Source organism: Kribbella speibonae (genome assembly GCF_004331375.1).
GTDB classification, from domain to species: Bacteria; Actinomycetota; Actinomycetes; order Propionibacteriales; family Kribbellaceae; genus Kribbella; species Kribbella sindirgiensis.
This window is the reverse complement of record NZ_SJKC01000004.1, coordinates 1-12,162: the sequence shown is the minus strand read 5'-3', so window position 1 is coordinate 12,162 and position 12,162 is coordinate 1. Positions and strand designations below refer to the sequence as shown.

The 12,162-nt window shown below is 69.8% G+C and carries 12 protein-coding genes; 1 reads left to right on the top strand and 11 read right to left on the bottom strand.

Translation table 11 applies throughout. The features are described from left to right. From E0H92_RS28195 to E0H92_RS28160, 8 genes are all read right to left on the bottom strand, one after another. Complete coding sequence (locus E0H92_RS28195) at positions 1-948, bottom strand: copper transporter (RefSeq protein ID WP_131498419.1); 948 nt, start codon at positions 946-948, stop codon at positions 1-3. After that, positions 945-2,126 (bottom strand): putative cytokinetic ring protein SteA, encoded by a 1,182-nt coding sequence (steA, locus tag E0H92_RS28190; protein WP_131498418.1) that lies wholly within the window; start codon positions 2,124-2,126, stop codon positions 945-947. Before steA ends, E0H92_RS28195 begins: the two co-directional genes overlap by 4 nt. A 97-nt stretch (positions 2,127-2,223) precedes the next feature. Then, positions 2,224-3,954 carry a DNA repair protein RecN gene (gene recN, locus E0H92_RS28185; protein WP_131469328.1) on the bottom strand — a complete coding sequence of 577 codons (1,731 nt, stop codon included), beginning with the start codon at positions 3,952-3,954 and terminating at the stop codon, positions 2,224-2,226. A 2-nt stretch (positions 3,955-3,956) separates the two neighbouring features. Continuing rightward, positions 3,957-4,883: an NAD kinase gene (locus E0H92_RS28180; RefSeq protein ID WP_131469329.1), complete on the bottom strand. Its 927-nt coding sequence runs from the start codon at positions 4,881-4,883 to the stop codon at positions 3,957-3,959. Positions 4,884-4,894: 11 nt separating this feature from the next. Continuing rightward, positions 4,895-5,710 carry a TlyA family RNA methyltransferase gene (locus tag E0H92_RS28175; RefSeq protein ID WP_131469331.1) on the bottom strand — a complete coding sequence of 272 codons (816 nt, stop codon included), beginning with the start codon at positions 5,708-5,710 and terminating at the stop codon, positions 4,895-4,897. 10 nt (positions 5,711-5,720) lie between these two features. Continuing rightward, positions 5,721-6,137 carry a hypothetical protein gene (locus E0H92_RS28170; RefSeq protein ID WP_131469333.1) on the bottom strand — a complete coding sequence of 139 codons (417 nt, stop codon included), beginning with the start codon at positions 6,135-6,137 and terminating at the stop codon, positions 5,721-5,723. Position 6,138: 1 nt separating this feature from the next. Then, positions 6,139-6,624: a phasin family protein gene (locus E0H92_RS28165; RefSeq protein ID WP_131469335.1), complete on the bottom strand. Its 486-nt coding sequence runs from the start codon at positions 6,622-6,624 to the stop codon at positions 6,139-6,141. A gap of 72 nt (positions 6,625-6,696) precedes the next feature. Then, positions 6,697-7,800: an HAD-IIA family hydrolase gene (locus tag E0H92_RS28160; protein ID WP_131469337.1), complete on the bottom strand. Its 1,104-nt coding sequence runs from the start codon at positions 7,798-7,800 to the stop codon at positions 6,697-6,699. Between the two features lie 24 nt (positions 7,801-7,824). Here E0H92_RS28160 and E0H92_RS28155 point away from each other — a divergent pair, with 24 nt between their 5' ends. Beyond that, positions 7,825-8,976, top strand: coding sequence for a DUF1015 family protein (locus tag E0H92_RS28155; RefSeq protein WP_131469339.1), 1,152 nt, complete (start codon positions 7,825-7,827; stop codon positions 8,974-8,976). A gap of 2 nt (positions 8,977-8,978) precedes the next feature. Here E0H92_RS28155 and E0H92_RS28150 read toward each other — a convergent pair whose 3' ends face one another. The 3 genes from E0H92_RS28150 to E0H92_RS28140 are packed head-to-tail and all read right to left on the bottom strand — an operon-like array spanning position 8,979 to position 11,338. Next, positions 8,979-9,833 carry a CHAD domain-containing protein gene (locus E0H92_RS28150; protein WP_131498417.1) on the bottom strand — a complete coding sequence of 285 codons (855 nt, stop codon included), beginning with the start codon at positions 9,831-9,833 and terminating at the stop codon, positions 8,979-8,981. A 3-nt stretch (positions 9,834-9,836) separates the two neighbouring features. Next, positions 9,837-10,682 carry a hypothetical protein gene (locus E0H92_RS28145; protein ID WP_238153528.1) on the bottom strand — a complete coding sequence of 282 codons (846 nt, stop codon included), beginning with the start codon at positions 10,680-10,682 and terminating at the stop codon, positions 9,837-9,839. Further along, complete coding sequence (locus tag E0H92_RS28140) at positions 10,679-11,338, bottom strand: hypothetical protein (protein WP_131498416.1); 660 nt, start codon at positions 11,336-11,338, stop codon at positions 10,679-10,681. Before E0H92_RS28140 ends, E0H92_RS28145 begins: the two co-directional genes overlap by 4 nt. Positions 11,339-12,162: the final 824 nt, after the last annotated feature.

The following is a 12,162-nucleotide window of genomic DNA, read 5'->3' as shown; positions in this document are numbered from 1 at the left end:
TCAGTTGTCCTTCGTCTGTACGGCCGACGGCGCGACGCCGTTCTTCGCGTTGATCGCGCCGTACTGCCCCGCCTTGCCCTCGGCCTGCTCGACCAGCGAGAAGACGACCGTCGCCTGTCCGGCGGGGATGTCGGCCACGTCCACCGAAGAAACGATCTTGGTGGCCTCGGAGTCACTCCGCAAGGCCTTGATGATTCCGCCGTCGACCGCGGTCGCCGGCGTCCCCGCGACCACAACACCGGAGCTGCCGGTGTCCAGGCCCTCGAGGAAGTCGACGCTGTCGTTGTACGTCGAGTTGTCCGGCAGCGGCGTCGGCGGCTTCGCCGCGATCACCAGGACCAGCGTCGCCCGGTCCTTGATCTGCGACGGCTTCAGCGACAGCAGCTTCGCGCCGGTCATTCCGCTGATCACCTTGGTGGAGTCCGCGTCGCCGGTCTTGCCGTCCTCCTTGGCCGCGATCCCGCGCGCCAGCAGCAGCCCGGCCCGCTGGTACGTCGTACTGTCGGTCGGGATCTGCATGTCCGCGGAGACCAGCTGGTTGACCAGCGACTCGACCAACTGCCGCTGACCGGTGTCGAAGAGCTTCGCGTCCAGCGCGACCTTCGTGGTGACGACCGCGCCGGCCTTCTCGACCTCGTCCTGCACGCTGTTGGTCAGGTCGTTGTCCGCGTTCGGCATCGTGACGATCGCGATCTTCTTGTTCGTCAGCTTGCCGGTGGTCATCCCGGCGGTCACCTTGGCGACGTAGTCGTCGCGGTACTTGTCGAGCGCCTTCACCTGCACCAGCTCGGCCCGTGCGTCGGCGAGCTGCTGACGGTCCTTCTCGGCCTGACTCGCGACGACTTCGCTGGCGGTGCCCTTCAGCGGTCCGGCGCCGAGCACCACACCGGCGCCCAGGGCGAAGAAGATCGCCACGATAGAGACGATGTGGTAGCGAAAGTCGATCACGTGAAAAGCTCCCGGATCCAGTAGACGAAGTCGCCCCAGCGCGCCCGCAGGATCGACCAGACGACGTCATCGGCCCCGATGGCGACCATCGCCATCCCGAGCGCGAACAGGCCGGCCACCATCAAGGCGACCACCTGGAACGTCGAGACCCGGCTGCGGTACAGCCGGGAGACGCCCTTGGCGTCCACCAGCTTGGCACCGACCCGCAACCGGGTGATGAACGTGCTCGCCATCCCGGGGCGCCCCTTGTCGAGGAACTCCACCAGCGAGTTGTGGGTGCCGACCGCGACGATCAGCGAGGCGCCCTTGGAATCGGCCAGCAGCATCGCGATGTCCTCGCTGGTGCCGGTGGCCGGAAACTCGATCGATTCCACGCCGAGCCGTTCGAGCCGCTCGGCGCCGGGCGCGCGGCCGTCGCGGTACGCGTGCACGACCACCTCCGCGCCGCTCTTCAGCGTCTCGTCCTTCACCGAGTCCATGTCGCCGAGGATCAGGTCCGGGACGTACCCGTTCTCGACCAGCGCGTCCGCGCCGCCGTCGACCCCGATCAGCACCGGCCGGTACTCGCGGATGTAGGACTTCAGCGCGACCAGGTCCTCGCGGTAGTCGTACCCGCGGACCACGATCAGGACGTGCTTGCCCTCCATCGGCGTGTGGATCGCCGGTACGCCGACGCCGTCGAGCAGCAGGTCCTTCTCGCGGCGCAGGTACTCCAGCGTGTTCGCGGTGAACGCCTCGAGCTGGGTCGACAGCCCGGCGCGGGCGTCGTCCATCAGCTCCGCGACCGACTTGCTGTCCTGGGACATGCCCTTCGCGACCGCTTCGTGGCCGCGGTACAGCGTGCCGTCGTCGAGCCGGACCTGCTCACCCTCGTGCAGCACCGAGAACACCTCGCGGCCGACGCCGTCGACGAGCGGGATCCCGGCCTCGACGAGAATCTCGGGACCGAGGTTCGGGTACCGGCCGCTGATCGAGTCGGCGACGTTCACCACCGCCGCGACCCGGCAGTCGACCAGCGCCTCGGCGCTGACCCGGTCCAGGTCGACATGGTCGATGACGGCGATCTCACCCGGCTTGAGCCGTTTGGTGAGATTCTTGGTACGTCGATCCAGCCGGACCACCCCGGTGACTCCAGGCAGTTCAGTGGGTCGTGCTCTCCGCAGGCTGGGCAGTTTCATCGCACCCTCATCCTGCCATGTCAAGAGCCCTCTCCCGGCTCATTTACCCGGCCCGGCCGCCGTTCACGCACTGAATTAACAGTGACTGTGGGTCATTTCATCCTTTGGAACGAGACTTCCGGCGCGGTTTGTGACGTTCGGCGGCGAGGGCGAGCAGCTCCTCGGCGTGGGCCTGGGCGGCGTCGGAGTTCTCCAGACCGGCCATCATCCGGGACAGCTCCTTCAGCCGCGCATCGTCGTCGAGAGCGACCAGACCGCTCGTGGTGACGGACCCGTCGTCGCTCTTCAGGACGACCGCATGACGGTCCGCGAACGCGGCCACCTGCGGCAGGTGCGTGACCACGATCACCTGGGCCTTCTCGGCCAGCCGGGCCAGCCGCTTGCCGACCTCGACCGCGGCGCGGCCGCCGATCCCGGCGTCGATCTCGTCGAACACCAACGTGGGCACGGGGTGCGTGTCGGACAGGATCACCTCGAGCGCGAGCATCACCCGGGACAACTCACCGCCGGACGCGGCCTTCTGCAGCGGACGCGCCGGGCTTCCCGGGTTCGCCGCAAAGCAGAACTCGACCTCGTCGATGCCGAACGGCCCGGCCGTGGTCTCGTGCACCTCGACCGACAGCTTCGCGTGCGGCATCGCCAGCCCGGTCAGCTCCTCGGACACCGCGACGCCGAGCCGCGCGGCCGCCTCGATCCGGGCGTCCCGCATCTGCTGACCGAGGTCGGCGAGCTTCGCGTCCAGCTCGGCCAGCTCGCCCGTCAGTTGCTCGACGCGCTCGTCGCTGCCGTCGAGCTCGGCCAGCCTCTCGGCCGACCGTTTCGTCCAGTCGATGACCTCGTCCACGGTGCCCTGATCGGCGCCGTACTTGCGCACCAGGTTGGTGAGCAACGCACGGCGCTCGCTCACCACACTCAGCCGCGCTGGATCGGTGTCGACATCGGCGGCGTACGACGACAACTCCTGCGCCAGATCTGCCGCCAGGTACCCGAGCTCGCCCGCCCGGTCGGCCAGCTCGGCGAGCTTCGCGTCGTGCTCGCGCTCGCCGTCCAGGACCTGTTTCGTCAACGCCAGCAGGCCGAGTACGTCGTTCGGCCGGGTGGAGTCGAGGTCCTCCGACGCCAGTGCGTCCGCCGCGGTCGTGGCCGCCGTACGCAGACCGTCGGCGTACGCGAGCCGATCCTCCTCGGCCGCGAGCTCGGTGTCCTCGCCGGGCAACGGCTCCGCCTTCGCGACCTCGTCCAGACCGAACCGCAGCAGATCCGCCTCGGCGAGACGATCCCGCTCGCGGGTGGTCAGCTCGGTCAGCTCGGCCTCGACCTCGCGGTGCCGCTTGTACGCCGCGGCGTACTCCTGCAACGGCACCAGAACCGCCTTACCGGCGAAGGTGTCCAGCGTTTCGCGCTGCCGCGCCGGCTGCAGCAGCCGCCACTGGTCCGCCTGCCCGTGGATCGCGACGAGGTCCCCGGAGACCTCGCCCAGCACGGACACCGGGACCGACGCGCCGCCGAGGAACGCCCGCGAACGGCCCTCCGACGACAGCTCCCGCGCGATCAGCAGCTCGTCGTCGTCCAGCTCGCCGCCACGGTCCTCGGCCTGCTGCACGATCGCCCGCGGTACGGCGCTCGCGCGGCCCTCGACCCGCGCCCGCCGGGTCCCGTGCCGCACCAGACCGCTGTCGGCGCGGCCGCCGAGCAGCATGTTCACCCCGGTCACGACCATCGTCTTGCCGGCACCGGTCTCACCCGTGACCGCGGTGAAGCCCGGGTCGAGGTCCAACGTCGCGTCCTCGATCACGCCCAGCCCAGTGATGCGGATCTCCGAAAGCATTGTCAGTGTCCGTTTCCGTTGCGTTTGCGCTCTGCGGCCCCACGCCAGCCGAGCACGGGGAGGTCGAACTTCGCCACCAGCCGGTCGGTGAACGGCGCCTCGTGGGCCCGAGCCAGCCGGACCGGCGTCGAACCCCGCCGTACCTGGATCTCGGCGCCGGGCGGCACCTCGACCATCCGCCGGCCGTCGCACCACAGCACGCCGCGCCCGTGCCAGGACGGAACCAGCTCGATCGACAGCCGCGACGTCGGCGCCACCACGATCGGCCGGGAGAACAGCGCGTGCGCGCTCAGGGGCACCAGCAGGATCGCCTCGACCTCCGGCCAGACGATCGGTCCGCCGGCCGAGAACGCGTACGCCGTACTCCCGGTCGGGGTCGCGACCACGACGCCGTCGCAGCCCCAGCGGGACAGCGGCCGGTCGTCCACCTCGACCAGGACCTCGAGCATCTTCTCCCGGGCCGCCTTCTCGACACTCGCCTCGTTCAGCGCCCAGGTCTCGAAGATCAGGTCGTCGTCCAGCCGGACATCGACGGCCAGCGTCATCCGCTCCTCGACCGCGTAAGTGCGGTCCACCACCACCTGGACGATCCGCTCCAGGTCGTCGACCTCGGCCTCGGCCAGGAACCCGACGTGGCCCAGGTTCACCCCGAGCACCGGCGTACCGTGCGGGCGCGCCAGCTCGGCGCCACGCAGGATCGAGCCGTCGCCGCCGAGCACCATGATCAGCTCGACGTCGTTCGCCGCCTTCTCCGGGTCGTCGACGATCTCCACCGGGTCGAGCTTGAGCTCCTCGGCCTCACCGCCGAGCAGCCGCACCAGCATCCCGGCGCCGGTCAGCAACCGGTGCGCGTCCCGGGCGACCTCGACCGCCTGCTCCCGGCCGGTATGCGTCACCAGCAGCACGCGCCGCGGCTCGCGCTCAGCCACCCCAGCCTCCTCTATTGCGGTCCGCTAGTGATCGCGGTTTGCAGCATCGTCTCATCGAGAGGCGGTGCAACTCGTCGTATCCACAGGAAGTATTCGACATTTCCTGACGGTCCAGGTAACGGGCTGGCCGCGACGCCGGCGATTCCCCAGCCCAGGTCGTGGGCCTTGGCGGCGACGGTGCGCACCGCGTCCGCGCGCAACTCGGGCTCGCGGACCACGCCGCCCTTGCCCAGCCGATCCTTGCCGACCTCGAACTGCGGCTTCACCATCAGCACCAGTTCGCCGTCCGGTTTCACCACGCCGAGCAGCGCCGGGAGCACCAGCGTGAGGCTGATGAAACTCAGGTCGCTGACCACGAGATCAACCGGTTCACCACCGATGTCGTCGAGCGTCAGCGTGCGCACGTTGGTCCGGTCCATCACCGTGACCCGGTCGTCGGTCTGCAACGCCCACACCAACTGGCCGTACCCGACATCGACGGCGATCACGTGCGCGGCCTCGTTGCGCAGCAGTACGTCGGTGAATCCGCCGGTGGACGCACCGGCATCGAGCGTACGGCGGCCTGTGACCTGGACGGCTGGGAATGCTTCGAGGGCGCCGATCAGCTTGTGCGCACCGCGGCTCGCGTACCCGGGGTCCTCGTGCTCGGACGTGTCGACGACGATCGGGGCGTCCGCACCGACACCGGTCGCGGGCTTGCCGGCCACGGTCCCGGAGACCTTCACCTTGCCGGCCGCGATCAGCTCGCTCGCGTGCTCACGGGAGCGCGCGAGCCCACGCCGTACCAGCTCGGCATCGAGCCGCGACCGCTTGACTCCCTTGGCCACTCGGAGGTCGCTAGCTCCGGTCGCCCTGCTCGGCGTCGGCCTCGACCAAGGCGGTCTGCAGCCGCTCGTGCAGGTCCGCGTACACCTCACCGTGCTCACTCACCGGCTTGTCCCGCAACTCGTCCAGCCGAGCCATCGTCTCCTCGACCAACGGATGCCCGCCCTCGTCCTCATGGGCGGGGTCCTCGGCGGACTCGGCCACGAAGGCATGCTCGTGCTCCTGCCCCGGCGCCCGCGCAAACTCCGGCCCGAACTCGACCGCCGCCGGATCAAGATGCTCCACCGACTCCTGAGCCGTGTCCTGGGCGCCGGGTTCGGTGTCGTAGTCGGGGTGGGTCTGCTTCTCCTCGCCCTGGTAGGGGTCGAAGCCGGGCTCGACGTCCGGGTCCACGTCCGGTGGGAACTGCTCGCCGGGATGCTCGGTCATCTCAGACCTTCTTCGCCGTCTTCTTCGCCGCAGCCTTCTTCGCCACAGCCTTCTTGGCCGGTGCAGCCTTCTTCGCGGCGGCCTTCTTGGCAGCAGCCTTCTTCGCCGCCTTCTTGGCGGCCCCCGGCGCCGCGTCGACCACAGGAGCCGGCTCAGCGGCGGGCTCAGCCGCGGCCTCGTGGGCCTCGGCGAGCTCGGTCTCGAGCGCCTTCACCCGCCGGGTCAGCGCCGCGACCTCCTCCGAGCGGGCGAATCCGAGCCGCGCCACCGCGCCTTCGACCTCGTTCGACACGATCGCCTGCAGCAGCTGACGGTTGCTCTTGCTGGTGGCAACGATCTCGTCGGCCAGGTCACTCGCCCTGGTCGTCAAGGCATCCGCGCCGGTCTGCTGCAGCAACGCCTTCGCAGCCGCCTGGGCCTTCTGCTTGGTGACCTCGGTCAACCCGTTCGCCAGTTGTACGTAGCCGCGCAGTGCGTCCATCACCATGACTGCCTCCTCGCATCGTCCCCAGCAACGGTATCGCCTCCGCGCCGCAACACCACCCCACCCCCGCCGGGGCTACTTGTCGAGGCCGATGCGGTGCAGGGCGGCGTCCAGGGCGATGGACTCGGCGGTGGGAGCCGGCTTCGGGCGGGGGCGGCGGCCTCGCGTGGTTTTGGTGGGCTTGGGCGGTTCGGCAGGGGCGTCGACGGCAGCCCAGACCGCGGACAGGATCGCGCGCAGTCCGTCGTACGGCGCTCCCTCGCCCTTCACCGTGACCGCGTTGTTCACGACCTCGGCGGTCCACCCGGCCGACGTGTGCTTCGAGCCGCTGACGGTCACGCCGGCGTGCTTCTCGGCCAGCGCCCCGAGGCCGGCGCCGATGTACGTCGGACGCTGGTGCTTCGGCGCCCGCGCCAGGTCGTACGCGTCGTTGACACCGGTCGCGACCCACAGGCTGGCGATCCCGACGACGTTCGCACCCTCGATGTCGGAGTCCAGCCGGTCCCCGATCATCAACGGGCGCTTGGCTTCCAGCCGTTCGATGCTCGTCTCCAGCAGCGGCGGTTCGGGTTTCCCGGCGACGACCGGGTCCACGTCGACCGCGGCCCGGACCGCCTGCACCAGCGTGCCGTTCCCCGGCGCCTTGCCGGCCGCGGTGGGGATGGTCAGGTCGAGGTTGGTCGCGAACCATTTCGCGCCCTCGTGGATCGCGTGCGCGCCGTCGGCGAGCATCACCCAGTTCACGTCCGGGTGGAATCCCTGAACGACGGCGACCGGCCGCGCGTCGCTGCTCCGCACCGGCGTCAGGCCGTACTCCTCGAGCGCGACGACCAGCCCTTCGCCGCCGACCACGAGCACCGGAGACCCCTTGGGGAACTCGCTCGCGATCAGCTTCGCGGCCGCCTGCGCCGACGTCACCACGTCCTCGGCGATCACGTCCAGCCCGAACGACGCGAGGTGCTCGGCAACGATTCCCGCCGGCCGGCTCGCGTTGTTCGTGATGTACCCGAGCCGCATGCCTTCCTTGGCGGCCTTGCGGAGGTTCTCCGGCGCGTCCGGGACCGGATCCGGCCCGACGTACACGACGCCGTCGAGGTCCAGCAGCGCCACGTCGTACCGGGTCGCGAGCGGTTCGTCACACGCCGAGAGCGGCTCCGGCGCTGTGCGTTCCGCGCTCACGCTTCACCCCGTACGATTCCGCGCATGCTGGATCCTCGGGGGGTACTGAGCCTCGACCCACTGCGTGCCTGGCGGTTCGTGGCGGGCAAGGTCAGCGCGCTCGGCGCCGTCACCTCACCGCCGTACGACGTGCTGGAACCCGCCATCGTCCGGCGGCTGACTGATTCTGATCTGCACAACATGGTGAGGCTCATCCTTCCACGCGATCCGGGCCTCGGCCCCGCCCGGTACAACGAACCTGCGCACCGGCTCGCCGGGTGGCAGCGGGACGGCGTGGTGGTACAGGACGAGCAGCCCGCGCTCTACGTCTACGAGCAGCGTCTGGGGAGCGCCGTACTGTGCGGACTGGTCGGCTTGCTGCGGCTGGACCCGGCACGGCAAGTAGTGCTCCCACACGAAGAGGTGATGCCGCACTGGGTCGACGACCGGCTGCAGCTCATGGAGGCGACAGACGCCGACCTGGAGCCGATTCTGCTCGCGTACGCCGACGGTGGCGCGGCCAGTGATGCCGTGGACGCGGCGCGGTCCGGTGAGCCGTGGGTGGAGGCCGAGACCTACAACGGCGCCGAGCACCGCATCTGGCGGATCGACGACCCAGAGGTGCTCGAGACGATCGAGCTGGAGCTGGCCAAGCACGAGGCGGTCATCGCGGACGGTCATCACCGGTATGCGGCGTACCTGGAGCGTCAGCTGCGCGAGCCGTACCGGCAGACCGCAGAGGTCGGTCTGGCGATGCTGGTCGACTACATCCGGCACCCGTTGACGCTGGATCCGATCCACCGCGTCGTACCGGGTCTGGACCTCATGACTGTGCAGTCGCGTACGCCGGCCGGCTGGCAGATGCAGCCTGGTCGAGTAGAGGGCGACCCGGACCGCATCTCGGTCACGGACGGTTCCAGCTGGCTGACTCTCCACACTGAGTCCGAGGTGCCCACGGTCGCGTTGCTGCACGAGGTGCTGTTTCCGGCGTGGGGTGTGGTCGAGGACGACCTCAGCTTTCACCACACGTTGTCAGACGCATTGGCGCTGGCAGGGCCTCAGCAGCTCGCTGTGGAGCTCGCAGCACCCCGGATGGACCAGGTACTGCGTTCCGCCGCGCAAGGCGTCGTACTGCCGCAGAAGGCCACGTCGTTCGGCCCGAAGCCGCGGGTAGGGCTGCTGTTCCGGACGCTGTGAGGTCAGGGCCGGTGGTACAGGCTGAGGAACTGTTCGCGCAGGGGCTTGCGGGCGGCCCTGTGGCGCTCTGTGAGCCGTCCTAGCGTGAAAGAGAGCTCTGGGTCGTCTTGAGCCGCTGCGTCGACCGCCATGGCTGTCAGAGCGTCAGCCGCGGCGCAGTGGTCCTGATGCTGCCCCAAGAGCTCTTGGTACGTCGCTGCGTGCGCTGCGGTCGTTCTGGCTTCGTCACCGAGTACGGCGGCGCTGGTGTCGGCGGCGTACCGGACTCGCTTCGCCAGCAGCCGTACCTCGTGCCAGTCGTCGTCAGAGGTCCAGGGCTTGAGCTTGTCGGCTGCCTGGGTGAACTTCTCGGTGGCCGACCGGAGGAGCTGCGGTAGGACCTCGCTGCTGGGCTTTTCTGCCTTGGCGTTGAGGTCGGGGGCTGCTGCGACGGCGTCGATGGTCGTGAGCAGGTCCTTGGTGGACTCCCCCAGGACGACCTCGGCTGAGCGGGCCGCGGCGCGTTCCAGGCCGAGGGTGAGCGTGGTGAGGATGGTGTCGACGTGTTCCTGGTTGTCCTCGCTGGTGGCGGTCTCGCGGACGAGTGCCGCGATCACCTCGAGGTCGCGGGCCTCACCGCAGGCCTGCGCGAGTGCAGCCAGGTCGGAGCGCAGTTCGGTCGCCCAGTCGCCGGCCAGCAGCTTGCGGAACAGCTTCAGATCGCTTCGCAGCCGCCGGCAGGACACCCGTACCTGATGGATGGCGTCGTCCTCGGAGTTCTCCACCATCCCGACAGACTTCTCGAGCCGCCGCGCCCCCTTGGCGAGCGCGGCCCCCACCAGCACCCCAACCGCCTCACCCTCCACCACACCAACCACGCCCTACTCGCCGCCGCCCTTGTTCTCCCCACCATCAACCACGTCGTCCTGGTCGTCGTCCTGGTCGTCCACCTCGTCGGTGTCCTCCTCCAGGTCCACGTCCTCGGCGTCCGCGTCCAGGTCGTCGTCTTCGTCCGCGTCTTCGTCTGTGGTGGTGTCGGTGGTGGTGTCGGTGGTCTCGTCCTCGAAGTACTCGTCGTCGACGACCGTGTCGTCTTCGTCGAGATCGGTGAACTCGAGGCCTTCGAGCTCGGCAGCCCGCTCAGCCGCACCCGTCACACCGTCGCCGTCGACGCCGGCCGCGCGGTGGAACCAGACGAGCGCGTCATCGGTCCGCCCAGCCTCCGCCAGCGCATCGGCGTACGCGTACCGCAACCGCGGCAGCCACTCGGCGCGCGTCCGCTTCGTCAGCTCCGGCACCTCGAGCATCTGGACCGCCACCGCCGTCTGACCCTTGTCGCGCCGCGCCCCGGCCGCCACGATCAGCAGCTCGACCTGCGTCGCCTCAGACACGTCATGAACGTGCTTGTCCTTGGTCAGCGCCAGCGCCTTGTCCGGCCGCCCGAGCGCCCGCTCACAGTCAGCCATCATCGCGATGACCTCGTGGTTTCCCGTCATCCGCCGTACGGCGCGGAACTCGGTCAACGCCTCGTCGTAGTGCTCAGCCAGGTACGCCGTGATGGCCACGGCCTCCCGCACACCACCGAGCCGAGCCGCCAATCGCCGCGCGGTCCGGGCGTGCTGGTACGCGAGCTCCGCATCGTCGTCGAGGAAACGCCCAGACGCCACCAGATGCTGCGCGACCAGGTCGGCCAACGTCCGCGGCAAGGACCGCAGTTCAGCCTTCACCCCACGGTCGAGCTCAGCACCCGTGATCCCTTCCGGAATCTTGGGATCGTCGCGCCGCGGCCCAACCCGCTCCTCGCGCTCCTCCCGCCGAGGCCCACCCCGCCGCTCATCGCGCCCACCGGACCCACCACGCTCATCACGCCGGAACGCACCACGCTCCCCCCGCCCAGGCCCACCGGCCCGAGCAGGCCCACGCCCCCGCGACTCCCCACCATCCCGCCGAGTTTCCCCACGCTCATCCCGCCGGAACCCGCCGCGCTCTCCACCCGCACGCTCGTCCCGCCGGAACCCGCCACGGCTGTCCCCACCACGCTCATCGCGCCGATACCCACCGCGATCGTCACGGCCGCGGTCATCCCGCCCGCCCTCACGCTCATCGCGCCGGTACCCACCACGGCTGTCACCGCCGTGCTCATCCCGCCGGAACCCACCGCGGTCATCACGCCCGCGCTCGTCACGCCTGCCATCCGCACGGTCGTCCCGCCGGTACCCACCCCGACTGTCACCGCCACGGTCATCACGCCGATACCCACCGCGGTCATCACGGCCGCGGTCATCCCGCCCGCCCTCACGCTCATCGCGCCGGTAACCACCACGGCTGTCACCACGGTCATCCCGACGGAACCCACCGCGGTCATCTCCACCGCGATCGTCACGCCGGTAGCCGCTGCGATCGTCGCGGCCGCGGTCGTCCCGTCCGCCGCGGTCGTCTCGCCGGGAGCCGGCTACGCCGCGTCCCGCACCAGGCCCACGCCCCGAACCGCCCCGATCATCGCGACGGTACCCACCAGAGCGATCGCCCTGCCCGGACATCTGCCCACCGAACGGGTCCCGCGCAGACTTGTCATCACCCCGAGAGCCGGCAAACCCCCGCCTGTTCTCAGAGGAACTCTCATCCCGGTCCCGGTACGACGAACCGCCAGAACCACCCGAACGCCCACCGGCAATCCCGCCCCGCCGACCCGGCGCCCCACCGCTACGGCCCGCAGAACCTCCACGACCACCGCCACCAGCAGAACCAGCCCCAGACCCAGAACGACCCGCCCCAGAGCCACCACGCCCAGCTCCGGACCCGGACCGACCGGCCCCAGACCCCGAACTCCCAGACCCCGAACGCCCACCACCCGAGCCCGAGCGACCAGCTCCAGAGCCCGAACGACCGGACGAGTTCGAACGACCGGAGTCTGACCGTCCGCCACCGGACCCGCCTGAGCGGCCGGCTCCTCCGGACGAACCGCGACGGTCCCCTGATCCGGACCGAGGATTGCGAGGTGGCGTCGCCACGGTGACTCCTAACGATGCTGAAGAGCAGTAATCGGACAAACGTTACCGCGCCGGCAGCGGGAGGTGACGTCCTGGTCGGCACCCGCCGACCCTCCACAAATGTTAAGGGCCACCCCTAGTGGGGTGGCCCTTAACAGTGTGAATGTCCGGCGGCGTCCTACTCTCCCACGACCTCCCGGTCGCAGTACCATCGGCG